Genomic DNA, 25,025 nt, shown 5'->3' on the forward strand with positions numbered 1-25,025 from the left:
GAGTGGCACTATGAGCACGCGCGAAGACCGCCTCGACCGCATTCTCGGTCGCCTCGACCGGGAGGGCACGGTCGGCGTCGACGCGCTCAGCGAGGAGCTCGGCGTCTCGCTCGCGACGATCCGCCGGGACCTCGACCTGCTCGAGGAGCGGCGCCTGCTCGAGCGCACCCACGGCGGTGCGACCCGCAAGAACGTCAACTACGACCTGTCCCTGCGCTACAAGGAGGCGGCCGCCACGGAGGCGAAGGCCGCGATCGCGCGCGCCGCGGTCGCCCAGATCAGCCCCGGCACCGCCGTCGGCCTCTCCGGGGGGACGACGACGTTCCAGGTCGCCGATGCCATCAGCGAACGCGACGACCTCGTCAGCGACCTCACGGTCGTGACGAACGCCGTCAACGTCGCCCACAAGCTCGCGGTGCACCCGGGCATCAAGGTCGTCGTCTGCGGCGGCATCATCAACCCCTCGAGCTTCGAACTCGTCGGCTCCTTCGTCGACTCGGTGCTCGCGAGCATCTGGCTCGACCTCGCGTTCATCGGGGTGCACGCGTTCTCGGCCGGTGCCGGCGTGATGACCGTCAACGAGGCCGAAGCGCACGTCAACCGGCTCATGGCGCAGCGTGCACAGCGGGCGGTCGTCGTCGCCGATTCCTCGAAGTACGGCAGGCGCTCGTTTGCCTCGGTGGGCGGGGCGGACGTGTTCGCGTCGATCATCACCGACGACGGCCTCGGCGCCGAGGCGGTCACGGAGCTCACCGCCGCCGGCTTCGACGTCGACCTTGCGGTGACGGACGGCCCGACAGGAGGAACACGGTGACGGATCCCCTTCCCGACGTCGTCGTCCATAACGCCGTCATCCTCGACAGTGACCCGGCGACGTTCTCGACCGACTTCGCCGACACGTGGATCGCCGTCGCCGACGGCATCGTCGTCGACCGCGGTCGGGGCGTGATGTGGCACCAGTGCGCGAGCCCGGCGACGCGGATCATCGACGCCGAAGGCGCCTACCTCGCCCCCGCGTTCGTCGACATCCACACCCACGGCGGCGGTGGGCACAACGTCGAGGACGGCCCCGACCACCTCGGCGCGATTCTCGACGTCCACCGCGCCCACGGCACCCGCGCGCTCGTCCTCTCCCATGTCTCCGACACGATCGCCGGGCTCGCGGAGTCGCTGCGGGTGGGGGCGGGGCTCGTGCGGGAGAATCCCGCAGTCCTCGGACTCCACGCCGAAGGCCCGTTTCTCTCCCCGGACTTCAGGGGCGCGCACTCCCCGGAGGTGCTCACCGCTCCCACCCCGGAGGCGGTCGAGACCATCCTCGCGGCCGCGGACGGGCAGCTCGCCCAGGTCACCCTCGCACCCGAACTGCCCGGTGCGCCCGAGGCGATCGCCCGCTTCGTCGCAGCCGGGGTGGCCGTGGCCGTCGGCCACACCGCCGCCGACTACGCGGAGACGATGCGGGCCTTCGAGGCGGGGGCGAGCATCCTCACGCACGCGTTCAACGGGATGCCCGGCATCCACCACCGCAGCCCGGGTCCCATCCTCGCCGCCCTCGACGCCCCGCACGTCACGCTCGAACTCATCAACGACGGCATCCACGTCCAGGCCCCGGCCGCGCGGCTGATCACGGGGCTCGCGCCCGGTCGCGTCGCCCTCATCACCGATGCCATGGCGGCCACCGGGATGGGCGACGGGGACTATGTGCTCGGCAGTCTGCCGGTGCGGGTCGAGGATTCGGTGGCCCGGGTCAGGGCCGCTGACGGCTCGGTCGGGTCGATCGCCGGATCGACGCTGACCATGGACGATGCCGTGCATCGGGCCGTCGCCGAGGTGGGGATGAGTCCGATCGCCGCCGCCCAGGCCGCGGGGCTGACTCCCCTGCGGGCGCTCGGTCGTCTCGCCCCCGACGTCCACAGCCTCCTGCGGGTGGGCCAACCCGCTGACTGCGTCCTCCTCGACGCCGACATGCGGGTGACGACCGTGTGGATCGGGGACCGGCGCTGAGGATCCGGTTGCCCGGCGGAGCCGATGTCGTGGGAGGATGGTCGGCATGGATGCTCTGCTCCTCATCGACACCGACGACACAGCGCTGACCTCTCAGAGGGCCGTCGAGACCCTCGGCGGGATCGTCGGCCGCACCCGTGCGGTGGGCGGAGTGCTCATCTTCGCCACGACGAACGAGGAGGTCTCCGGCCGCGACGACGAGGAGATCAGCGTCTTCGGCCCCGACGAGGAGGACCTCGTCCTCCGCTCGGACAATCCCGACATCTTCGAAGGCGTCGACGACCTCGCCGCCGGACTCCACGACATGGCCGTCGATCGGATCGTCATCGCCGGAGTCGACGAGAATCCCGGTGCGGTGTGGGCCTCGGCGATGGCGGCCCTCGTCTGCAACTTCGACGTCATCGTCCTCTCCGACTCCGTCGTCAGCGCCGCCGGCGAGCCCGTCACCTGGGCCGATGCGGCCGAAGAGGCGGGCGCCATGGTCAAGCGCACCGAGGACACCTGGCTGCGCATGTGACTCCTGCCCGCCTCGGCAGTGTGACATTGCTCTGAGCTGTCGGCTCTGACTGGCACGGTCGCCGGGCCCGGTTCTACACTGTGTAGTGGGTAAATGGAGCCTGCATGGACCCTGAGGTGAGGAGGTGGCATGACCGGCTGGCACAAGTCGATCCGTGCTCTCTTCGCAGCCGTGATGACGACGATGCTCGCGGTGCTCATGCACGTCGGCGCCGGCGGTGACTTCTCCGCCCTCGGCACCGGCTTCGTCTTCATCCTCGTCCTCTGGGCGGCGATGATCCTCGCGGGACGTCGCCTCGGATACCTCGCTCTCGCCGCGATCCTCGGCCTCGGTCAGCTCCTCATGCATGCCTCGATGGGCTGGTTCGGCCCGATGTCGTCGATGATGCGGGGGACCGCCGGCGCATCCGCCTCGGCGTCGCCGGATCCGACGATGTCAGCAGCCGAACACGAACTCATGACCCCGGCCACCGGGTCTCTCGACCTCGGTCAGGCCACCCCGATGGGCCATTCGATGGGCCACGCCAACGGCGCCGGCCCGGGCATGATCATCGCCCACATCGTCGCCGTCATCGTCACCGCGATCATCCTCAAGCGCGGTGAGGATCTCCTCTTCAGCATCCTCCAACTGGCACTGGGGCCGGTTGTCATCGCCCTGCGCGCACTCGCGTCGGCGCAACACAGTCTTGCGGGCGCGCGCCTGCGCGTCGTCCGCCATATGCGCGAACTCCCGCACATGGTGCCGGTGGCCGTCATCGGCCCGAACTACCGTCGCGGTCCTCCCGCGCTCGTCTGACACCTCACCACCGGCAGCGCGCGATCCGACGTCGCGCTGCACCCCACATCACCCTCGGCATTCGTCGAACAGTCATGCGATCATGCTGCTCCGGCGGGCGCGGTTGCCCAGCGCCACCCGGCGCCGGTCTCGTGCCCAGGCCGTCATTCCTACGAACTCGGTCGCGGCCGCGCGTCGACACCCGGCGCGGCAGAGAGCGCACGTCCCGGTGAGCCTCCCGCACTGCGGGACCTCCTGACAGGGATCGCCACATGGCCGCGTCGGAACCGCCTCGGCGACGGCATGATCCGCACCCGACCGCCGACGAACGCCACCACACGAAAGTGCAGACGAAATGCGCAAGAACACCATTCTCAAGTCCACCATGCCCGCGCTCGCCATGTCGGCGGCCCTCGTCCTCGGTCTCAGCGGCTGCGGTCAGAGCGGCAGCCAGAGCAGCGCCTCGGAACCCTCGGCCTCGAGCAGCAGTGCCTCGGTCGACGCCTCGGCCTCGCTGACGTTCGACGACGCGTGGGTCAAGGCCGCCGACGAGGGCATGACCGGAATCTTCGGCAAGGTGACGAACACGACCGACGCCGACATCAACCTCGTCGGCGCCAACTACGACGGAGCCAACATGGTCCAGCTCCACGAGACCATCGACGACGGCTCCGGTTCGATGATGATGCAGGAGAAGGACGGCGGCTTCGTCATTCCCGCCGGCGGCTCCCTCGACCTCGAACCGGGTGGCGACCACATCATGGTCATGGACATGACGCGCCCGATCAAGCCGGGCGAGGAGATCACCGTCGAACTCGTCACCGCCGATGACGAGACGATCCCCGCGACCGCGGTCGCCAAGGAGTACACGGGTGCGCAGGAGACCTACGCGCCCGGCGAGCCCGATGCCGCCTCCGACGGCGGTGACGGAATGGACGGCATGGGCGACATGTCGGGCATGAGCGATGAGGACTCCGGTGACAAGTGACCCCCGCGACCCGGACTCCGCGTCGGGTCGTGACACCGAGCCCGCCGCCGAGCGGACGTCGTCATCGGCGGAGTCGGCGATTGCGCCGGGCGGGTCGGCCGCCGAGGACGTGACGTCCTCGGCCGCCGGGGCCGGTGAGGACAGCGCCGAAGCGGCTCCGACCCGCCGCGGCTTCAGCCGTCGGGGCCTCATCGCCTCGGCGGCCGTCGCCGGCGGCGTCGGAGCAGTCGGGTCGCTCGCCGGGTTCGGCATCGGGCGGGCGACCGAGGCGAACTCCCCGCGACCGCCGCGTGCCGACACCACCGGCGTCAACGGTGAGGTCGCGGTGCCGTTCTTCGGCGAGCACCAGGCCGGGATCGAGACGGCCCCGCAGGCCCACGGCGAGTTCCTCGCGTTCACGATGAAGCCGGAGACGAAGAACGCCGCCGCCGTCGTGCGGTGGCTGCGTCTGCTCACCGCGGATGCCGCCGCGCTCACGCAGGGCACCGCGCCCCTGGCGGACTCCGAACCAGAGATGGCGGCCGATCCCGCCCGCCTGACGGTGACGTTCGGCTTCGGCCAGAACCTCGTCGCGCTCGCGGGCAGCCAGGCGGTGCCCGAGTGGCTGCGGCCGCTCGAGAGCTTCTCGATCGACCGGCTCGACCCGCAGCGCTCGACCGGGGATCTGCTCCTGCAGATCTGCGGCGACGATCCGCTCGGAGTCGCCCACGCCCGCCGGATGCTGTGGAAGGACTCCCGCGCGTTCGCCGACATCGCCTGGCAGCGCACGGGGTTCCGCAACTCGTACGGCACGAAGGGCGAGGGGCAGACGCAGCGCAATCTCTTCGGCCAGCTCGACGGCACCGCGAACCCGGGCATGGGGTCCGAGGACTTCAGCCGCCTCGTGTGGGGTCGGGCGACCGGACGGACGGACGCGGTCTTCTCCGCCCGTGGTGAACCGCCGACCGACCTCGGCGAGGCGCTGCCGTCGTGGATGCAGGGCGGGACGACGCTCGTGCTGCGTGACATCGAGATGAACCTCGAGACGTGGGACGAGGCGGACCGTCCGGCGCGTGACTTCTCCGTCGGTCGCTTCGTCGACTCGGGGGCGCCGACGACGGGCACCGACGAGTTCGACGAGCCCGATTTCACGGCCGTCGACGACCGGGGTCTCACGGTGATCTCGGCGGCCTCGCACATGGCCAGGGCCCGCGACGGGCTCGGACCGGAGGTGCAGATCGTGCGCCGGCCGTACAACTACGAGACCGGTGCCGGGGGTCAGTCGGGGCTGATGTTCGCGTCGTTCCAGGCGGACATCGCCCGGCAGTTCCTGCCGATCCAGCGGCGGCTCGCCGAGGTGGATCTGCTCAACGTCTGGACCGTGCCCATCGGGTCGACGGTGTGGGCGATTCCGCCGGGGGCGAAGGACGGCGAGTACGTCGGCCAGACGCTCTTCGGAGGCTGAGCACCGGCACAGCGAAGGATGCGCACCGGTACTTCGGCGGCTGCGCACTGGGGAGTCGGACAACGACGAACGAGGCCGCGGCCCGGGGGATCACACCCTCCGATCCGCGGCCTCGTCCAGTCCTCCTCAGAACAGCGGGCTCGTCCCGAGTCCCTCAGAACAACGGGCTCGGGAGAGCTCCCTCCAGCTCGAGGAGTCGGCGTTTCGTCGCCAGTCCCACTCCGCGGTGACCGCCCGAGTATCCGCCGAGGCCGTCACCGGCGACGACGCGATGGCAGGGGATGAGCAGCGGCAGCGGGTTGAGCCCCATGATGCTCCCGATCGCCCGCGCCGGGATGCCGGTCCCGGAGCGTGCGGCGAGTTCCCCGTAGGTCACGGTCGCCCCATAGTCGACGGTGTCGGCGAGCACTGTCAGAACGGTCGTCGCGACCGGGGAGATCCCGTCGAGCGAGAGCGGAAGATCGAACTCGCCGAGGCGGCCGTCGAAGTAGGCGCGCAGCTGTCCGAGCGCCTCCGTGAGGAGAGGATTCTCGTCGTCTGGAGTGGGCTCGGAATCGGCGTCGACCCATTCGACGCGGACGATCGCCATGCGCGTGCTCGTCACCGCGATGATCCCGACCGGAGTGGTCAGGGTCGCCGCTGCCGGGTGGGTCGCCTCGGTGGTCTCCATGCAACGATTATCGCCCGCCGGCGGCAGCGATCGGCGCGTTAGGGCCGAAACGACTGCGCCGGATGACGGGGCGACCGCGCACGCGGCACCGCCGACGGTGGTCGTTCTGCGCTCGGGGCACGATTGCAGAACGAGACCGGGCCCGCCGATTCGCGATGCGAACCGACGGGCCCGGCCAAGTCAGCGGAGACCGCAGACAGCTGCGCCCGGAGGTCAGCTGATCACACGGTCAACGGCGCAGTGCGTCACTCGCTGATCTCGGTGGAGTAGGCGTCGGGGTTGTCCTTGATCCACTGGGCCACAGCCTCAGCTTCCTTGCCCTCACCGTACTCATTGACGACCATATCCTCGAGCGAACCGTACTGCTGGTCGTCGAGTTTGATGCCCTTGATGTACTCGGCGGCCTCAGGGTTCTCCTCCGCGAAGCCCTTGGTGCCGAGGAAGTGGAGCGCTTCCGCTTCGCCCATCGCGCCCTTGGGGTCTTCGAGGTCCTTGACGTCGTAGGCGCTGTTCGCCCAGAACGGACGCCACAGGGTCACCACGACCTCTTCCTTGTTGTCGATCTTGTTCTTCAGCTCGGTGAGCATCGTCGCGGTCGACGACGTGACGAGTTCGTACTCGCCGTCGAGACCGTACTCGGGCATCATCGTGTCCTTGGTCTGCGCGGTCAGACCGGCGCCGGGCTCGATGCCGATGATCTTCCCGTCGAACTCGCTCGCCTTGCCCTTGAGGTCCTCGATCGAGTTGATGTTGCTGTACGAGGGCACGGCGATCGTCAGCTTCGCATTGTCGTAGTACGCGCCGAGGTCTTCGAGCTGATCCCCGTACTCGTCCATGTACTGCTTGTGGGTGACCTCCGGCCACGCTGACGGGTAGATGTCGACATCGCCGTTCGCGAGACCCGAGTAGAGGATCGCGGCTTCGGTGATCGTCTCCATCTCCACGTTGTAGCCCAGCTTGGTCAGCTGGTTCTCCAGCAGGTACGCGGTGCTGAGACCATCGGTCCATGACGGGATGAATCCCAGGGTGATGGTGCCCTTGTCCCCGCCTTCGCCACCGCCGCTGTTGTTGCTGGCTTCCTGCGAGCAGCCGGTGAGAGCCAAGGCCAGAGCCGCGCCGACGGCGGCGATCTTCGTGACGAAACGCTTCTTCATCGTGGTTTCCTAACTACTGGTTGTGTGGTCTGCTGAGAACGGTGTGTCAACTCTGAGTGCGGACGATCTCTACCTCTTCCACAGTGTCCGGTTCGGCTGCCGCACGGGTGTTCGCGGCTGTGGCCCTGCGTCGTTTGAGGGCGCCGAGGAGGGAGTTCGGATAGTCCTTCGCCGTGCCCAGAGCCGCGGTGACGCGGTCGAGGTAGATCGCGAGGATGACGACGCCGAGTCCGGCTTCGACTCCGAGCGGCAGGTTCTGCGTCGCAACGGCTTCGACGACGTTCTTGCCGAGGCCGTCGGCACCGACGATGCCGGCGATGACGGCCATCGCCAGGGCGAGCATGATGACCTGGTTGATGCCGGCCATGATCGTCGGGGTGGCCAGCGGGATCTGGACTCCGCGCAGGATCTGCCTCGGGGTGGCTCCGAAGGCATAGCCGGCCTCGACGGTCTCCTTGTCGACGCCGCGGATGCCGAGCTCGGTGAAGCGGACGCCCGGCGGCAGGGCGAAGATCACCGTCGAGACGAGGCCGGGCACGACGCCGATGCTGAAGAACGTCACCGCGGGAATGAGGTAGACGAACGCCGGCATCGTCTGCATGAAGTCGAGGATCGGTTTGACGATCGCCGACACCGTGTCGTTCCTCGCGGCCAGAATGCCGACGGGGATCGCGATGATGACCGCGACGAGGGCGGCGAGGACGACGAGCGCGAGCGTCTGCATCGCCGACACCCATTGATCCATCGTCATGATGAAGAACATCGTGACGAGTGTGCCGAGGGCGAACTGCCACGACCGCACAAGCCATCCGAGGAACGCGAGGATGATGATGATGACGAGCGGATGAAGGTCGACGAGAACGGTGGTGAGACCCTCGACGAGGAAGCGGACGACCACGGTGATGAAGTCGAAGAGCCACCCCAGATTGTCCTTGAGCCAGTCGAAGACCGAGTCGGCCCAGGCGCCGACCGGGATTCTGATGTCCTCCATCACAGGGCCTCCCTCTCCACGGAGTTGTCGACGACCACGGTGTGCGGATCATCGCCGAGCACGTCTTCGATCTCGCTGGCCGCCACAGGCGGTGCCGGCTGCTGCACCTCTCCGTCACCGCTGTGATGGCCGAGCGCTGCGAGCAGAGTGGCACGCGGGATCACTCCGACGAGCTGCCCCAGGTCGTTGACGACCGGCAGCGGCAGCGGCGATTCAGCCGACGGGATGAACAGATCGATGAGGACGTCGTCGGGGTGGGCGACGATCGCCGGCGGCTTGACGATGCCGTCGAGCGTCGTCGCTCCGCTGCGGATCTGCGCGACGGCGTCACGGTCGCTGACCACCCCGAGCAGGCGACGATCGCGATCGACGACGCACAGCGCCGAGGCGTAGCTGTCACGCATCGCCCGCAGGGCCACGCGCGGTCCGCTCTGGTCGGAGACGACCTGGCGGGGCTTCTCCATGACGTTTCTCGCCGTGAGCACGCGAGCGCGGTCGACGTCCTGGACGAACTGCGCGACGTAGTCGTTGGCAGGATCCGTGAGGATCTCCTCCGGCGTCCCGATCTGGACGATGCGTCCGTTGCGCATGACCGCAATGCGGTCGCCCATGAACATCGCCTCATTGAGGTCGTGAGTGATGAAGATGATCGTCTTCTTGAACTTCGCCTGCAGTTCGACGAGCTGCTCCTGCATCTCTCGGCGGATGAGCGGGTCGAGAGCAGAGAAGGCTTCGTCCATGAGAAGGATGTCGGTCTCGGCTGTGAAGGCGCGGGCGAGCCCGACGCGCTGCTGCATGCCACCGGAGAGCTGCTCGGGGAACTTGTCTCCCCAGCCTTCGAGTCCGACGGCCTTGAGCCATTCCTCGGCCTTCGCCAGTCGCTCAGCTCTCGGGACGCCGCGCAGCTCGAGGGCATAGGCGGCGTTCTCCCGCACGGTCCGGTGGGGGAGGAGGGCGAAGTGCTGGAAGACCATCGAGATGTGGTCGCTGCGGACCTTGCGTAGGGTGCGGGCGTCGGCTTTGGCGATATCCGTGCCGAGCACCTCGACGGACCCCGCTGTCGTCGACCACAGGCCGTTGAGCGTGCGGATGAGAGTCGACTTGCCGGAGCCCGACAGGCCCATGACGACGAAGATCTCGCCCTTCTCGACTTCGAAGCTCGCATCGATGACTGCGGCGGTGCCGAGCTTCGTCAGCTCGTCACGGTCGGCGCCCTCTTCGAGGCGCTTGACGACTTCGTTCTGGCGTTTGCCGAAGACCTTGTAGACGTGTGATGCCTTGACGACGCTCACGGAATACCTCCTTGGAGTCCTGACTGTCCGCAGAACGAGAGGCCTCACCCTGTCGCGCGGTTCGGCGACTGTCGAATCGAACAGGAGTCGATCACATGGCCTCACCGCTCACGGAAATCTCAGTCCTCATTATAGAATTTTCCACACTTTTCGGCGGGAACAATATTCCTGTCGTCGGGAGTGTTGTGGTTGACAGGGTATCTGACCTGGGACGATGTAAGGCGATGCGTTACTTGATCGTTACATTTGCGCCTTGCGGAAGGTCGTCATGGCCTTATTCCGCTAACCGTTCGACGATGGCATTTGCCATTGATCGATCGATAATTCCGCAATGCGGGCGATTTTCCCCCGCTGATTCTCGTGCCCATCACTGCTGAAGTTCGCGGCGCAGTGGTTCGCGGTGCTCGGACGCCGGTCGAGCGGGCGACTGCACGTGCGGGAGCCTCTACTCTTGAGACCATGAAGCCGCTGCCGTTCCTTCTCGACTCCGCTCCCGCGACCGACTCCGGTGCGGAGGTTTCCGCCCCGACCGTTCCGTCTTCGACCCCGGCGACGCGCAACCCCCGCCGCCCGGCAGTCATCGTGCCCGTCCTCCACACCGATGCCGAGCTGCTGGCGCTCAGCTGTCGGGAAGCCGCCGACAGCGGCCTCGTCGATGTCATCGAGTGGCGCGTCGACCCCCTCGTCGCCGACACCCTCGATCCCGCCGGCGGAGGAGTCGATGCCGTCGCTGAGGCGATCAGAGAGCTCGCCCCGCACGTCACCGCCGCCGGTCTGCCGGTCCTCGCCACGCTGCGCACCGCTGCCGAAGGCGGGGAGGCCGAGCTCAGTGATGCCTCCTACGCCGAGGTGGTCGCCGGCCTCGCGGCGGCGCTGACCGACGCGAACGCGGCCGCCGGTGCGACGGTCCCGATCGCGATCGATGTCGAGATCGCCCGGGATTCGGCGCAGGACGTCATCGGGGTGCTGCGGACCGTCGGCGTGCCCGTCGTCGCCTCCCGGCACAACTTCTCGGACACCGAACGCGTCGCCGACATGCGCGAAACGCTCATCGAGATGCGGGCGGCAGGAGCCGATGTCGTCAAGATCGCGATGATGCCGACGACTGCCGCCGATGTCGCCGACCTGCTCCGGGCCACCGCCGAGGCCGACGCCGACCTCGACTGCCCCGTGCTCGGGATCTCGATGGGGGAGCTGGGCCGGACGAGTCGGATCCTCGGCGCCGACTTCGGCAGCTGCGCGACCTTCGCGCAGATGGGCACCGCCTCGGCGCCGGGACAGATCGCCGCCGGCGAACTCGCCGTCATCCTCGACCGGCTCTACGCCTGACCGCACCGCGGGACCGCTGAGCGCATCCGGCGGCGGAATGCGCGCGGGCGCGGACGAGCGACCCGGCTTCTCGACGTCGCCATGGACGACGAACGCCCTGCCGGGTGGGAATCCACTCGGCAGGGCGCTCGTGTGTCGGTGAGCGGTCGGCTCAGACGCCTTCGGCGATCTGCTTGCGGAACTTCTTCGGCAGAGCCTGGTCGCCGAAGTTGTTGCGCACGGTGTTCGCGGCCAGGCGCTGAACGACGAGCTGGGCGATGGCCACCCCGACACCCGAGACGACGGTCCAGGCCAGGGCCTCCGACATCGAGATCTCTTCGTCGACGGGGTTCGACGGTGCGGGACGATGAGTCGACTTCTCCCACGCGAAGGTGAGCACCTTCCGGGCTGCGACAGCTGCCACGATGGGCGCTCCGACGCCGATGATCTGCCAAGCGAGCTTTCCCATGCCCGTGTCCTTTCGTTCGAAGTCGAGGAGCGACTCCTCCGGTGATCCGGCAACGGCGACGACCGCCGTCGGATGAAGGAGTCCTTCGTCATCCACACTATCGCAGGCGCCTGAATTTCATACTTTTGTGCGATGTGCGACGCGCCGCCGACCGATAGCGTGAGACCACCGATGCAGGGAGGAGGTCCGCGTGCTCACCAGACGGAAGAACGTCATGGTCACGGGTCTCTTCGTGCTGGGCATCTGCGGATTCGTCCTCGGACTCGCCCCCGAGCTCGCCGCGTTCTTCTGGGTCCTCTGGTTCATCGGCTGCGGGGCCTCGATGCTCGGCCTCATCCTCGCCGTCACCGTGCCCCGGCCTGCTGCTGAGCGGCATGCGAACTGCCGCGGCGAAGCGGGGCACTGCGAAGCGGGCCGCCGCGGCGGGTCGGACGACGGATCACCGCGTGAGTCCGCGACTCGGATGTCGCGCAATCGGCACTGACGCACCCGCCAGGCCGCCCCGCCCCGTTCACCCGGCGGCGATGATCCTCTGGAATTCCCTGGTCAGCGCCTCGTCGCGCGAAAGCGACTTCCCGTCGAGCGCGCGCAGCGTCACCGCGGTGCGCACCGACGAGACGAACCATGCGCCATCGGCGGAGAGGACATCGTCGACGCTGAGGTCGGCGTAATCGGCCTTGAGCTCGAGTCGACCGGCATGGTCGAAGAGGAGCCGCTGGGTCGTCCCGGCGAGCAGACCGGCGGCGGGATCCGGGGTGAGGAGGTGGTCGCCTCGGCGAATGACGATGTTCGCGGTCGGACCTTCGAGGACGACGCCGTCGCGGGAGACGAAGAGGGCCTCGTCGGCTCCCTGCCCCTGCGCGTACCGCAGGGCCGCCTGATTGACCGCGTACGACAGGGTCTTCGCGCCGAGGAGGAGCCACGGTGCGCGCCGACCGACGTAGGCGTCGTAGCCGCGGTCGACGCTCACGGCGCTCACGCCCTCGGCGCGGGCGGTGACGATCGTATCCTCGATGGGCACGGTGAAGGCCCACCCGCGCGGGGCGTCGCCGCCGCGGGAGAGCGTGTAGCGGACCGCGAACTCCGTGGTCTCGGGGTTCGCGGCGATCGCTTCGGCGATGAGTCGGTCGACGGCCTGCCGCCACAGCTTGCGGTCGGGTTCGGGCAGATCGAGCGCCGAGGCGGACGAATGGAACCGCGCGAAGTGGCGTTCGCGGGAGACGACGGTGGCCTCACGGGTGTCCGGGTTGACGCGGACGAGGACCGTCTCGAAGATGCCGTCGCCGCGGTGGGCGGCCAGGTCCGTGACCGGCAGCTGGGGGGAGGCGAGATCGGCGGTGGTGACCGTCGAAGTGCCGGGATCGATGAGGACGAGGACTTGGGTCATGGGGACAGTCTACGGTCGCCGGTCCGAGTCCGGGAGTCCTCATCGGCAAGTGATGATGTCGTCGAGCACCGGTGCCGGCGCGGTTCGACGCCGCCGCATGCCGGGGGCTGACTCCTCAGCCGGCGTCGTAATCCCAGCCGGCGGCGCAGTCCCAGCCGGCCGTCTCAGTCAGTGGACTCGCAGTCGATCCCGCGCACTCAGCCGGTTCCGCGCACTCAGCCGGTGCTGATGCCGAAGACGAGGCCGAGTCCGTAGGTCACGGCGGCGGCGCCGAAGCCGATCGCCATCTGCCGCAGCGCCCGCGGTCCCGGCGCCTTGCCCGAGAGCAGGCCGACGGTGCCGCCGGTGAAGAGGAGGGCGATGCCGACGAGGCCGGCGGAGAGGAAGACAGCGGGCAGCCCCGACATGCCGAAGATGTAGGGCAGGATCGGGATGAGCGCGCCCGAGGAGAAGAACGCGAAGCTCGAGAGGGCCGCCCCGATGCCGGTGCCGAGCGCAGAGCTCTCGATGCCCGATTCGAGGCTCGGCAGCTGCGGGGCGTTCGTCGTCTTCGCCTCGGAGATCGTCCGATGCGCCTGGATCTCCGCCTCGTCGGGGTCCATGCCGCGGGCGCGGAAGACGAGCGCGAGCTCGTTCGCATCGATGTTGAGGTCGGCGAGCGCGTGCCGGGACTCCGGGTCCGGGGTCGAGGCGTCGAGGAGCTCGCGCTGGGAGCGCACGGAGATGTACTCGCCGGCGCCCATCGACAGGGCGCCCGCGAGGAGACCCGAGACGCCGGTGAGGAGGATGACGGTGTTCGGCACACCGGCGGCACCGACGCCGAGGACGAGCGCGAGGTTCGAGACGAGACCGTCGTTGGCGCCGAAGACGGCGGCCCGGAAGTTGCCCGACAGGCGGGCCCGGGAACGGGCGGCGAGAGCGCGGACGACCTCGGCGTGGATCCGCTCATCGGCGGCCATCTCCGGGGATGCCGCGTCGTCGTTCTGGTACGGGGAGCTCGTCTCCGACTGCTGCGCGAGCGCGAGGATGAAGACCGAACCGAAGATCCGGCCGAAGAAGGCGAGGAAGAGGGTGACGAGGTCGGGGGTGCGCTTCTTCGCGGCATGCGCGCCGAGGAGGCGGATCCAATGCTGCTGGTGCCGGGATTCGGCGGCGGCGAGTCCGAGGAGGATCTCCCGGTCCTCACCGGTGCGGCGCTCGGCGAGATCACGGTAGACGCGCTCTTCGAGGCGCTCGTTGGCGAGGTAGCGCTGCCACCGCCGGATGGTCCGGCGGTCGGGCGGAGGGTCGGTGGGCGCGGCGGGCGCAGACTGCTGATTCGTCACTGGTGCGATGCTATCGGAGAACTCCCACTCAGTTCAACACTTGCGCAATTGCTTAAGTATGGGTTGTTATCCATTCGTGACCTAAGGATGTTACTGATGCGATAGGTTAATGAACCATGTGAGTTGTGTCACCGTTTCGTTATAGATGTTTGTGATTCGTTACCAACGGCGAACCACTCGGCGAAACACCAGAGTCAGGCTCTCCCAGCCCCGAGCGCACCGCACCCAGGGACGACAGACACCGGGTGTCCGCAGTCCGCGCCCGGGTGAGCACGTGGGGTCGTGCACCGTCGACGGCCCGTGAGGCGAGGTCGATTCGCGTGGCACCTGAGGAGCGAAAGGAACTCCATGAAGTTGCGCATGAAAGCCGCGTTGGCCGTCACCGCATCCGCGGGACTGGTCTTCAGCGGCATGGCCCCGGCGATGGCCGCCGGAACCGCAGGTCCGACAGAGCACACCGATATGGGCGTCACCGGCGACGCCGTGATGGAACAGCTGCAGAACATCTCCGACATCTCGGTGAAGAACGCCGACACCGGGTACCGGTCGCTCGGCGCCCCGGGATATGAGGAGGCCGTGGAGTACGTCGAGCAGACGCTCGAGGCCACGGGCGCCTACGACGTCAGCCGGCAGGCCTTCGACGTCGAGAACCAGGACTTCGGCACCGTCTCCGTCAAGGTCGACGGGGAGGACGTCGCCGTCACCCCCGCGAGCTACACCGAAGGCACCTCGGCGCCGCTGACGGATCTGCCGCTCGTCGTGCCCGTCGATGACGACTACTCCGACCTCGCCGGCGGCCAGCTCGGCTGCCAGGCCAGCGACTACGACGACTCCGCCAACGGCGCGGTCGTCCTCGTCGCCCGCGGTTCCTGCACCTTCGGGGAAAAGGCACAGGCCGCCACGGACGCCGGAGCAGCCGCCGTCATCATCTACAACAACACGAAGGACGCCCCCGACGAGGAGCTCAACGCCACCCTCGGCGAGCGCATCGAGAACGGCGCGCCCACTGTGGGCACGACCTACAATCTCGGCAACGGACTGCTCGAGAAGGTGCAGGCGGCCGCCGACGGTGAGGCGCCAGCAACGGACTTCACGCTCGAGACCGAGTACAAGACGTCGACGACGTGGAACGTCATCGCCGAGACGAAGGCCGGCGACAAGGACAATGTGCAGATGTTCGGTGCCCACCTCGACGGTGTGCCCGAAGGACCCGCCGCCAATGACAACGGCTCGGGTTCGGCTGCTCTGCTCGCCAGCGCCGAGGCGCTCGCCCAGCAGCCGACCGAGGTCGACAATGCGGTCCGCTTCGCCTGGTGGGGTGCCGAGGAGGTCGGTCTCGTCGGGTCGACGAAGTACGTCGAGAGCCTGAGCGCGGACGAACTCGCCAAGGTCAAGGCCTACATGAACTTCGACATGATCGGCTCCGACAACTACGTCGTCGGCACCCTCGACTCCGACGGCTCCGACGTTCCGGTGCCCGACGGCGTCAACGTCCCCGCCGGTTCGGCCGAGCTCGAGAAGGTCTTCACCGACTACTTCGCCGACAACGACCAGAAGAACATCGGCACCGAGTTCTCCGGTCGCTCCGACTACCAGGCGTTCCTCGACGCCGGTGTGCCGGTCAGCGGTCTGTTCTCCGGAGCCGACGAGATCAAGACGCCGGAGCAGGTCGAGTGGTTCGGTGGTGAGGAGGGCAAGCCGCAGGACACGAACTACCATCAGCCCACCGACACGATCGACAACGTGAGCCGGGACGCGATCGACATCTTCGGACCTGCGATCGCCTACTCCGTCCACACGCTCGCCTACGACCTCGAGCCGGCTCCCACGGAGACCCCGACGGAGACGCCGACCTCCACGCCGACCGAGACCCCGACCTCGACCCCGACGGATTCGCCGACCTCGACCCCGACGGACGCTCCCGACGAGCGGAGTCTGACGATCGATCCGACGACGATCGATGAGAACGACTTCGTCTCCGACACCGGCGTCCAGGTCACCGCCACCGGCTGCACGCCGGGGACGACGGCGACGATGACGGTGGATCCGCAGAACGGCACCATCGAGAAGTTCGAGCAGACCGCGACCGTCGACGCCGACGGCGTGGCGAAGTTCGGTGTCCGCGGACTCGATGAGTCGAAGTCGGCCGAGTACGTCGGAAAGTACGACGTCACCGTCGACTGCGAAGGCGGCGACGCGCTCAACGGCTCGTTCGAGGTCGTCGCGGCCGGAGCCGACGATCCGGGCGCCGGCGGCGGAGGCGGGGGAGACCTCCCGCGCACCGGTAACGAGGCTCTTCCGCTCGTCGCCTCGGCCGCAGCGCTCATCGTGCTCGGTGTCGTCATGACCATGGGCGCCCGCCGCAGGAAGGCCGGCAGCCTCGAGTGAGACGGTGAGTCCGGGTCGGCGCGGTGATGACCGCACCGACCCGGGCTGACCCACCCCGAAGCCACGCGGGCCGGTGACTGGACAAGTTCGCCGGCCCGCGTGATCGTTGTCTGCTGACACTCGCATCGGAGTCTGTCGGCACCCGCATCGTCGTCGGCCGGCACCCGCGACGGCGGCGGGAATTGCACCGCGCCGGCGTGACCCCGGACACGCCCCTGCACGGCACCGCTCGGGCGTTGGTGCGTCTGACCAGGAGCGACGATGCTCACCTGGTCTCGGCAACGCAGGATCCGCCCAGCTTCGCCCGGCACAATGAGGTTCCGTGACCCCTAAGAAGCTCTTCAATTTCTTCGCCGTCGCCGAGGCCATCACGTGGGCCCTCCTGCTTGTCGGCATGTTCCTCAAGTACGTCACTCAGACCACCGAGGTGGGGGTGCGCATCGGAGGCGGAATCCACGGATTCGTCTTCCTCTGCTTCGTTGTCGTCGTCCTCCTCGTCGGCATCTCCCAGAAGTGGAGCATCGGGCGCATCCTCGCAGGCCTCGTCTCCGCAGTCATCCCGTTCGCGACGATCCCGTTCGAGATCGCCTCGGCGAAGGCCGGAGCCCTCGACGGCGACTGGGGACTCGGCCGGGGCGGCCGGGCGCCGCGCGGACCGCTGGAGAAGCTGAGCGCGTGGGCGCTGCGCTCGCCGTGGGTGGCCGCCGGGGTCGGCGCCGTCGTCGTCATCGCGGTGTTCTCCGGACTCCTCATCGTCGGTCCTCCCGGCAGCTGAGCCGCACGAGCCCGACCGCCTCGGCGCGGTGATCGACTCAGGTCATCCGAGCCACGCAGACCCGGTGATCGACTCAGGCCTCTCGTCCGGTCGCCCGACGAACTGCACGGTCCCGCGGTGTGGGACGACCGCCTCGGCGAGTTCCTGACCTGGAACATCTCCGCGCTCTGCGGCCTGGGCAGGCGTCGTGCCCTCCGATAGGGTGGTGAGCACGGGCCGACTACAAGCGTCGGCTCGCCTGCATCCCCGTTGAGGAAACGAAAGGCCCGCTCATGGACCTCATACTCGGCGCCGTCATCATCGGCGCCATCGCCATCGTCGTGCTCATCGCACTCGTCGTCATTCTCCGGTCGTACAAGATCGCCTCGCCGTCCGAGGCCCTCATCATCACCGGACGCAACGCCTCGGGAGCGTCCGGGTCGGGGCGGATCATCATCGGCGGACGCGCAGTCGTCTACCCGATCGTGCAGAAGGCGTTCATTCTCTCGCTGTCGTCGCGGCAGATCTCCGTCGAGATCGACGGCATCTCGAAGAACGGCATCGCGCTCAAGCTGCGCGGCGTCGCCCAGGTCAAGGTCGGCGGCACCGACGATGACGTGCGCAAGGCCGCGCAGCGCTTCCTCGACCAGCAGGATCAGATCGACCACTACAGCAAGGAGATCCTCTCCGGCACCCTGCGCGCGGTCGTCGGCACGCTCACCGTCGAGCAGATCATCCAGGACCGCGCCTCCTTCGCCGCGCAGGTGCAGGAGGAATCCGCGCACTCGATGAACAACCAGGGTCTCGTCATCGACACCTTCCAGATCTCCGCGGTCGAGGACGAGGGCAGCTACCTGCGCGACTGGGGTCGCCCGCAGGCCGCTGAGGTCGCGAAGAACGCCGCCATCGCCGAGGCGAATGCCTCCCGTGCCGCGGCTGTTGAGGAAGCGCAGCAGAACGAGGAGACGCAGAAGCAGCAGGCGCTGACCGATCAGGCGATCGCCGAACAGCAGCAGCAGCTCGCGCTGCGTCGGGCGGCTCTGAAGGAGGAGGCCGACCAGCGGCAGGCGACGGCCGACAACGCCGGTCCGCTCGCGGCCGCGGCTGAGAAGCAGAAGCTCCTCGAACGCGACCGGGTCGTCGCGAAGGAGGCCGCGGAGCTGCGTGCCGAACAGCTCGACGCCGAGGTGCGCCGCCCGGCCGATGCCGAGCGCTACCGCCAGCAGGCCGAAGCCGACGCCCGGGCCTACGAGATCGAAGCCCAGGGTCGAGCCGAGGCCGCTGCCGAACTCCACCGCCGGTCGAAGGAAGCCGAAGCGATCCGCCTCGAAGGTCAGGCCGAGGCCGATGCCATCAAGGCTCGCGGTGAGGCCGAGGCCGGAGCGCTTGAGGCGCAGGCCGAGGCGTACAAGAAGTTCAACGACGCCGCCGTCCTCTCCAAGGTGCTCGAGGTGCTGCCGGACATCGCCGGCGAACTCGTCGCTCCGTACGCGAACATCAAGGACCTGTCGATCGTGTCGACCGACGGCGAGTCGAAGCTCGCGAACTCGGTGTCGAACAACCTCGCCCAGGTGCTCGAGGTCGTCCGCGGGACGACCGGCATCGACCTCACCGACCTCGTCGACAAGGCGCAGGGCGGAGGGTCAGCTTCGGGTGACGGCGACGACGATGCGGACGGACCGGGCTCGGGTGGTCCCGACTCGGGCTCCGGCTCGGGCTCCGGCGGATCAGGTGGCCGCGGTCAGGTCATCGAGGGTCGTCTCGCCGACGACACTCCGGCCGCTCGCCGGGAGGCCCGGCGCGAAGCCCGTGACAGCTCCGGCGGTCGTCGTCCGGGCAGCGGGGGAACCGGGGGCCGCGCCGGTGAGCGCGACAGCGGTCAGTGGGCCGGGTTCGACCCCAAGGACTTCCTCGACCCGGATGGCGGTCTCGACATCCAGCACATCGGCGACGAGGTCAAGCGCGCGACAGGCATCGACGTCCAGGCCTACATCGACGAGGCGCTGCGCCGCCGCGACGGCGGTGCCGCGGGCGGCAGCGCCGGCTCGGGTGCGGGCACAGGTTCGGGTCCCGGTTCGGGACCCGCAGGTGGACCGGGGTCAGGATCGACCCCCTCCGGCGGTGCATCCGACGGCCGCACAGATGGCTCGACCGGCGGCACCGGGGATTCGACCGGCGGCACCCCTGGCTCGGCCGGCGGTGCGTCCGACGACGATGAGACCGGCAGCGGTCCGACGTCGAACTGACGTCGGTCAGTCTCCAGCGGAGCCTGTTTGCGCCGCTCGGCTTGAGCTGAGCGGCGGCTCGCCTCCGCCGTGAGGGTCCTCCTCCTCTGCGGGTCACCCGCACTCGAGGATCCTTCACGCTGAGGACTCGCCACGCTGAGGACCCGCCACGCTGAGGACTCTGCACGATGAGGATCCTGCGCCCCCGAGGTGGATCCGGCTCGATATTCACGCGATCATCGAGCGGAATCCACCTCGGGGGCGTCGGCATGTCTACGGGCGCCACCTCGGGGCGTCGGCATGTCTGCGGGCGCCACCTCGGGGCGTTGTCATGTCCGCGATCCCCGCTCCTTCCACGACCCCCGCTGCTCTCCGTCACCAGAGCATCCACTTCACCCATATTCATAAATACATACGCATATGTTAATGTGAGTGTGAAAGGAGTCCTCATGTCTCATGACCACTCACACGAAACGGGGTCGCGCAAGCGGCTCGCGATCGTGTTCTGCATTGTCCTGGTGATCTTCGCCTTCCAGGTCTTCGGTTCGATCTGGACCGGTTCGCTCGCCCTGCTTGTCGACACCGGACACAACTCCGTCGACCTCATCGGACTGGGCATCGCACTGTTCGCCGCGACGCTGGTCGCGCGGCCGCCGAAGGGGCAGAAAACGTGGGGCTTCAAGCGCGCCGAAGTGCTCGCCGCCGGTGCCCAGGCGACCCTGCTCCTCGGCCTCGGCATCTACAGCCTCATCGAGGGTGTGCGTCGCTTCTTCGCGCCGCCCGAGGTGCCCGGCCCCGAACTGCTCATCTTCGGCGTCGTCGGACTTGCCGGAAACGTCGTCTCGATCCTCATCCTCACCTCGTCGAAGAACTCCTCGCTCAACCTGCGCGCGGCATTCCTCGAGGTCATCGCCGATGCGCTCGGCTCCGTCGCCGTCATCGTCGCCGCCGTCTCGATCTGGCTCTTCGACTGGACCCGCGCCGATGCTGTCGCCGCCCTCGTCATCGCGGCCCTCATCGTGCCCCGAGCGTTCGCGATCCTCAAGGAGACCGGATCGATCCTGCTCGAGTCCGCGCCGAAGAAGCTCGACCTCGAGGCCGTGAAGAAGCACATCGAGGACGTCGACCACGTCGAGGCGGTCCACGACCTCCACGTCACCCGCATCGACTCGAACCTGCCCGTGCTCACCGCCCACGTCGTCCTCGCCGACGAGTGCTTCTACGACGGGCACGCCCCGAAGATCCTCGCGGACCTGCAGGCCTGCGTGGCCGACCACTTCGACGTCTCGATCGAGCACTCGACGTTCCAGTTCGACACGGCGAAGGACGCGGAGAAGGAGAAGCAGACCCACAGCTGAGCCTCCGGCACCGAGGCGGTCGCGCAGCAGACCAGAGCGCCCGCCGTTCCCCCGCAGAGCGGGGAGACGGCGGGCGCGGCTGTGCTGGGCTGGAGGGTCAGGGGGTCGGCAACGGTGCGGCCGCCTCGGCGTGGATCGCTTCGAGCTGTGCGACGATCGCCTCGGTCATCTCGATCGTGTTCGCGTTTCCGCCGAGGTCACGCGGCAGGATCCCTGCCCCGGTGACGTTCTCGACGGCCTGACGCACCGCGTCGGCCTCGGCGGGTCGACCGAGATGGTCGAGCATGAGCGCGGCCGAGGAGATCGCTCCGATGGGATTCGCGACGCCCTGCCCGGCGATGTCGGGTGCCGAGCCGTGGACCGGCTCGAACATCGAGGGGTATCGGCGTTCGGGGTTGAGGTTCGCGCTCGCGGCGAGTCCGAGGCTGCCGGCCAGTGCGGAGCCGAGATCCGAGAGGATGTCGGCGTGGAGGTTCGAGGCGACGACGACGGAGAGCTCCTCTGGGTGGAGGACGAACTTCGCGCTCATCGCATCGACGAGGACGCTCTCGGTCGCCACGTCCGGATAGTCCTCGGCGACGCGGGCGAAGATCTCATCCCAGAGCACCATGCCGTACTGCTGGGCGTTCGATTTCGTCACGCTCGAGACCTTCTTCACCGGGCGGGTGCGGGCGAGGTCGAAGGCGAAGCGGATAATCCGCTCGGTGCCCTTCTCCGTGTGGAGGCTCGTCTGCAGGGCGACTTCGTTGCCGGGGCCGCGTCCGCTCAGATTGCGCCCGCCCATGCCCGCGTACTCGCCCTCGCTGTTCTCCCGCACGACGATCCAGTCGAGTTCGGTGTCATCGGCCTTGCGCAGCGGGGATTCGACTCCGGGCAGGAAGGTCACGGGCCGGATGTTCGCCCACTGGTCGAACGGCTGCGTGATCGCCAAACGCAGCCCCCACAGGCTTGTGTGATCGGGGACGTCGGCCGAACCGACGGCACCGAAGTAGATGGCGTCGTGCTTCTGCAGCTCGTCGAGGCCGCCGGCGGGGATGTAGTGGCCGTGCTCGAGGTAGTACTCCGAGCTCCACGGGTATTCGGTGATGTCGAAGGCGACCGCGCCGTCGGAGAGCTTGGCGACCGTGTCGAGCACGCGCAGTCCAGCGGCGACGACCTCGCCGCCGATGCCGTCGCCGGGAATCGATGCGATGGAGAAGGTCTGAGTATCGGTCATGTCGGTCCTCGATCGTCAGGGGGAGTGGGCTCTTTCCATTGAGCGCGTCGACGAGTCATAAGTCCAAGACGAGTTCCCGATCCCATTCATCGGATCTGCCTATGGTTGAGGGAGTGACTCCTCGCCCGTTCGGGGGAGCGGCCCTCCGTCGCCGAGGCGGACTGCCGTGTCGAGGAACGCCGCGGCGGCCGGCGTGAGCCCCGCGGGCCGGGAGACGGCAGAGACATGCAGCGCCGGCGCACCGCGCAGAGGGACCATCTCGACGTCGTTCGCCGCCGCGAAGACCTGCCAGGCCGAGGGCAGGACGGCTGAGCCGAGCCCCGCACGGACGAGGGGCAGGATCGACGAACGATGCGCCACCTCGGCGGTGATGTCGATCTCGATCCCATCGGCGATGAGCTCATCGACGTAGGCGCGCATGAGCGAGCCCGGGTGGGAGACGATGAAGCGGGTGCCCGCGAGCGCTCTCGGGTCGACGGGCACTGGTCCGTGCGGCGTCTGCGACCGCGGGCGGGCGAGCATGAGGGGGTGCGCGGTGACATCGAGGACGTCGAGGTCCTTGACCTTCAGCGGCTCACGACTGCCGGGGAAGCCGATCTCAGCGCGACCGTGGCGGACGGCCTCGAGAGTCTCCTCGGCGGTGAAGGTGCCGTCGACGGCGAAGGCGATCTTCGGATGCGCGAGCGTGAAGCTCGCCATCAGCGACGACAGCGGTTCGATGCTCGGCGACGGCATCGCCGCGATCTCGATCCGACCGGCCTGGAGTCCGCGCAGACGATCGATGTGCGCCTTCGCCGCATCGAGGTCGCGAACCGCGAGCCGTGCGGGACCCTCGAACTCACGTCCGGCCTCGCTCAGACGCACGGTGCGGCCGATGCGGTGGAAGAGCGAGACGCCGAGTTCCCGCTCCAAGCCCTTGATCGTCTGCGACAAGGACGGTTGGGCGACGAGCATGGCCTCTGCCGCCTTCGTGAAGCTGCCGGTGTCGACGACGGCGAGGAACTGGCGGAGCTGACGAATATCCATAGGCACATGCTATTGGTCTGATCGGAAACAGGCCTTGGACTATATCGGTCCGCTCGGTCACGCTGGACTCACAGCGATGAAAGGACCAAAGACGGTGGATATCTCGCAGGGACGAGGCAACGGCGGCTCGTCGGTTCAGAAGACAGATGTGCGCGAAGCGCTGCTCGGCGGCAAGACCTTCCGCAGCCTGAGCGAACAGAAGCTCTCTCCACGGGAGGAGAGGTTCGAACGGGCCCGGATGACCTCGGGGTTCATCCTCGCTCCTGCGGTTGCGATCATCTTCGCGCTCATCCCGTTCGACCTGACGTATCAGCAGCACATGCTCGCCGCCGTCCTCCTCGGCGTCATCGTCCTCTGGATCACCGAGCCGGTGCCGATCCCGATCGGAGGACTCCTCGGTGTCGGTGTCGTCGTCGTGCTCGGCATCGTGCCGGCCGCGGACGCCGTCGGGCCGTTCGGGTCGTCGACGATCTTCACCTTCATCGGCGCGTTCATCCTCGCGCAGGCGATGCTCCACCACGGGATCGCCCAGCGGCTCGCGCTTACCGTGCTCTCCCTGCCCGGGGTCGGCAGATCGGTGTACCGGGTGATCATCGCCTTCGGTCTCATCACGTGCATCCTCTCCGCGTTCGTGTCGAATACGGCGACGGTGGCGATGCTCATGCCCACCGCGCTCGGCATCCTCGCGGTCATCGCCGAGCTCCTCCAATCGCGCGGCATCGTCAAACCCGACTTCGACCCGCTGCGGCTGCGGGTGGGAGCGGCTCTGCTGCTCATGCTCGCCTATGGGGCGAGCGTCGGCGGTCTGCTCACGCCGGTCGGGTCGCCGCCCAACCTCATCGGGCGCGGCCTCATCGAGGAGGCCACCGGCGAGAAGATCTCCTTCGGTCAGTGGATGGCCGTCGCATTCCCGATCTGTGTGGCGATGTTCATCGTGCTCGCCCTCGTCCTCCTGCTCCTCAACAAGCCGGAGATCCGCAGGATCGAAGGCGTCGAGGAGTATGTGAGGAAGGAGCTCGCCGAACTCGGACCCGTCTCCCGCGCGGAGAAGAACACTCTCTTCGCCTTCGGTCTCACCGTCGTCCTCTGGCTGCTGCCGGCCTTCGCCGCGCTGTTCGCGGGTACCGACTCCGCGATCTACGAGTTCCTCGACTCCCGCCTCGACGAGGGAGTCGTCGCGGTCATCGGCGCGTCGCTGCTCTTCATCCTGCCGGTCAACTGGAGGAAGCGCGAGCCGACCCTGACGTGGAGCCAGGCGGCGAAGATCGACTGGGGAACGATCATCCTCTTCGGGTGCGGCATCATCTTCGGGTCGCTGCTCGCCGACACCGGACTCGCCGAGACGATCGGCAACGGGTTCGCGGAGACGCTGGGCGTGACGAGCCTGTTCACCATCACGATCGTCTCGGTGATCCTCGCGATCCTCATCTCGGAGACGACGTCGAACACTGCGGCCGCCGCCGTCATCGTCCCGATCGTCATCCCGCTCTGCCAGGCGGCAGGAGTCGACCCGTTCGTGCCGGCGATGGCGGCGACACTGGCCGCCTCCTTCGGGTTCATGCTTCCGGTCTCGACGCCGCAGAACGCCATCGTCTACGGCACCGGGGCGGTGCCGATCACGAAGATGATCCGCACCGGCTTCACCTTCGACATCGCCGGTGCCATCCTCATCATCGTCCTCGCTCCGATCATGATCGGCGTCGTCGGTCTGGGGCAGTAGGGGCGGCCCGCGCACTCG

22 protein-coding genes are annotated in these 25,025 nt (G+C 68.1%); 13 read left to right on the forward strand and 9 right to left on the reverse strand.

Annotation, left to right across the window (positions count from 1 at the left end; all coding sequences use genetic code 11):
- Positions 1–10: 10 nt before the first annotated feature.
- The 6 genes from FJ887_RS00620 to FJ887_RS00645 all read left to right on the forward strand — a co-directional run bounded on the left by FJ887_RS00620 (position 11) and on the right by FJ887_RS00645 (position 5,724).
- Entirely contained in the window at positions 11–814 is an 804-nt protein-coding gene (locus FJ887_RS00620; protein ID WP_137826591.1) for a DeoR/GlpR family DNA-binding transcription regulator, read from the forward strand.
- Entirely contained in the window at positions 811–2,001 is a 1,191-nt protein-coding gene (locus FJ887_RS00625) for an N-acetylglucosamine-6-phosphate deacetylase (RefSeq protein ID WP_137826590.1), read from the forward strand. The genes FJ887_RS00620 and FJ887_RS00625 overlap by 4 nt, the downstream gene beginning before the upstream one ends.
- A 46-nt stretch (positions 2,002–2,047) precedes the next feature.
- Positions 2,048–2,518, forward strand: a complete 471-nt coding sequence (locus FJ887_RS00630) for a cysteine hydrolase family protein (protein ID WP_137826589.1) — start codon at positions 2,048–2,050, stop codon at positions 2,516–2,518.
- Positions 2,519–2,647: 129 nt separating this feature from the next.
- Positions 2,648–3,313, forward strand: coding sequence for a hypothetical protein (locus tag FJ887_RS00635; RefSeq protein ID WP_137826588.1), 666 nt, complete (start codon positions 2,648–2,650; stop codon positions 3,311–3,313).
- A 334-nt stretch (positions 3,314–3,647) separates the two neighbouring features.
- The gene (locus FJ887_RS00640; protein WP_137826587.1) at positions 3,648–4,280 is read left to right on the forward strand and encodes a copper chaperone PCu(A)C; all 633 of its coding nucleotides are present in this window, start codon (positions 3,648–3,650) and stop codon (positions 4,278–4,280) included.
- Between the two features lie 109 nt (positions 4,281–4,389).
- Positions 4,390–5,724 (forward strand): Dyp-type peroxidase, encoded by a 1,335-nt coding sequence (locus FJ887_RS00645; RefSeq protein ID WP_502799905.1) that lies wholly within the window; start codon positions 4,390–4,392, stop codon positions 5,722–5,724.
- 154 nt (positions 5,725–5,878) lie between these two features.
- Here FJ887_RS00645 and FJ887_RS00650 read toward each other — a convergent pair whose 3' ends face one another.
- From FJ887_RS00650 to FJ887_RS00665, 4 genes are all read right to left on the reverse strand, one after another.
- The gene (locus FJ887_RS00650) at positions 5,879–6,394 is read right to left on the reverse strand and encodes a methylated-DNA--[protein]-cysteine S-methyltransferase (RefSeq protein ID WP_137826585.1); all 516 of its coding nucleotides are present in this window, start codon (positions 6,392–6,394) and stop codon (positions 5,879–5,881) included.
- 245 nt (positions 6,395–6,639) lie between these two features.
- Positions 6,640–7,548 carry a glycine betaine ABC transporter substrate-binding protein gene (locus FJ887_RS00655; protein ID WP_137826584.1) on the reverse strand — a complete coding sequence of 303 codons (909 nt, stop codon included), beginning with the start codon at positions 7,546–7,548 and terminating at the stop codon, positions 6,640–6,642.
- A gap of 46 nt (positions 7,549–7,594) precedes the next feature.
- Positions 7,595–8,539: an ABC transporter permease gene (locus tag FJ887_RS00660; RefSeq protein WP_137826583.1), complete on the reverse strand. Its 945-nt coding sequence runs from the start codon at positions 8,537–8,539 to the stop codon at positions 7,595–7,597.
- Entirely contained in the window at positions 8,539–9,831 is a 1,293-nt protein-coding gene (locus FJ887_RS00665) for a quaternary amine ABC transporter ATP-binding protein (RefSeq protein ID WP_137826582.1), read from the reverse strand. The genes FJ887_RS00660 and FJ887_RS00665 overlap by 1 nt, the downstream gene beginning before the upstream one ends.
- 459 nt (positions 9,832–10,290) lie before the next feature.
- Between FJ887_RS00665 and aroD the strand changes: the two genes are divergently transcribed.
- On the forward strand, positions 10,291–11,160 hold the full coding sequence (gene aroD, locus FJ887_RS00670; protein ID WP_137826581.1) for a type I 3-dehydroquinate dehydratase: 870 nt from the start codon (positions 10,291–10,293) through the stop codon (positions 11,158–11,160).
- 151 nt (positions 11,161–11,311) lie between these two features.
- Here the strand turns inward: aroD and FJ887_RS00675 are convergent, their stop codons facing one another.
- Entirely contained in the window at positions 11,312–11,608 is a 297-nt protein-coding gene (locus tag FJ887_RS00675; protein ID WP_137826580.1) for a DUF4235 domain-containing protein, read from the reverse strand.
- Between the two features lie 190 nt (positions 11,609–11,798).
- Between FJ887_RS00675 and FJ887_RS00680 the strand changes: the two genes are divergently transcribed.
- Positions 11,799–12,092 (forward strand): MFS transporter, encoded by a 294-nt coding sequence (locus FJ887_RS00680; protein WP_137826579.1) that lies wholly within the window; start codon positions 11,799–11,801, stop codon positions 12,090–12,092.
- 27 nt (positions 12,093–12,119) lie between these two features.
- On the opposite strand, the gene FJ887_RS00685 is transcribed toward FJ887_RS00680, so the two are convergent.
- Both FJ887_RS00685 and FJ887_RS00690 read right to left on the reverse strand, forming a co-directional pair.
- Positions 12,120–12,995, reverse strand: coding sequence for an aminodeoxychorismate lyase (locus tag FJ887_RS00685; protein ID WP_137826578.1), 876 nt, complete (start codon positions 12,993–12,995; stop codon positions 12,120–12,122).
- A 215-nt stretch (positions 12,996–13,210) separates the two neighbouring features.
- On the reverse strand, positions 13,211–14,320 hold the full coding sequence (locus FJ887_RS00690) for a VIT1/CCC1 transporter family protein (protein WP_137826577.1): 1,110 nt from the start codon (positions 14,318–14,320) through the stop codon (positions 13,211–13,213).
- 348 nt (positions 14,321–14,668) lie between these two features.
- Here FJ887_RS00690 and FJ887_RS00695 point away from each other — a divergent pair, with 348 nt between their 5' ends.
- The 4 genes from FJ887_RS00695 (at position 14,669) to FJ887_RS00710 (ending at position 21,045) form a co-directional block, all read left to right on the forward strand.
- A complete protein-coding gene (locus FJ887_RS00695; protein WP_137826576.1) occupies positions 14,669–16,708 on the forward strand; it encodes a M28 family peptidase in 2,040 nt (679 codons plus the stop codon).
- Positions 16,709–17,030: 322 nt separating this feature from the next.
- Complete coding sequence (locus FJ887_RS00700; RefSeq protein ID WP_137826575.1) at positions 17,031–17,483, forward strand: DUF3817 domain-containing protein; 453 nt, start codon at positions 17,031–17,033, stop codon at positions 17,481–17,483.
- A gap of 272 nt (positions 17,484–17,755) precedes the next feature.
- Complete coding sequence (locus FJ887_RS00705) at positions 17,756–19,708, forward strand: flotillin family protein (RefSeq protein ID WP_137826574.1); 1,953 nt, start codon at positions 17,756–17,758, stop codon at positions 19,706–19,708.
- Positions 19,709–20,136: 428 nt separating this feature from the next.
- Entirely contained in the window at positions 20,137–21,045 is a 909-nt protein-coding gene (locus FJ887_RS00710) for a cation diffusion facilitator family transporter (RefSeq protein WP_137826573.1), read from the forward strand.
- Between the two features lie 97 nt (positions 21,046–21,142).
- Here the strand turns inward: FJ887_RS00710 and FJ887_RS00715 are convergent, their stop codons facing one another.
- Both FJ887_RS00715 and FJ887_RS00720 read right to left on the reverse strand, forming a co-directional pair.
- Positions 21,143–22,261 carry a tartrate dehydrogenase gene (locus FJ887_RS00715; RefSeq protein WP_137826572.1) on the reverse strand — a complete coding sequence of 373 codons (1,119 nt, stop codon included), beginning with the start codon at positions 22,259–22,261 and terminating at the stop codon, positions 21,143–21,145.
- A 99-nt stretch (positions 22,262–22,360) separates the two neighbouring features.
- Positions 22,361–23,287, reverse strand: a complete 927-nt coding sequence (locus tag FJ887_RS00720) for a LysR family transcriptional regulator (RefSeq protein ID WP_137826571.1) — start codon at positions 23,285–23,287, stop codon at positions 22,361–22,363.
- Between the two features lie 94 nt (positions 23,288–23,381).
- On the opposite strand from FJ887_RS00720, the gene FJ887_RS00725 reads away from it, so the two are divergent.
- Positions 23,382–25,007 carry an SLC13 family permease gene (locus FJ887_RS00725; protein WP_249356880.1) on the forward strand — a complete coding sequence of 542 codons (1,626 nt, stop codon included), beginning with the start codon at positions 23,382–23,384 and terminating at the stop codon, positions 25,005–25,007.
- Positions 25,008–25,025: the final 18 nt, after the last annotated feature.

This window comes from Brevibacterium sp. XM4083, assembly GCF_006489205.2.
In the GTDB taxonomy this organism is placed as follows: Bacteria; Actinomycetota; Actinomycetes; order Actinomycetales; family Brevibacteriaceae; genus Brevibacterium.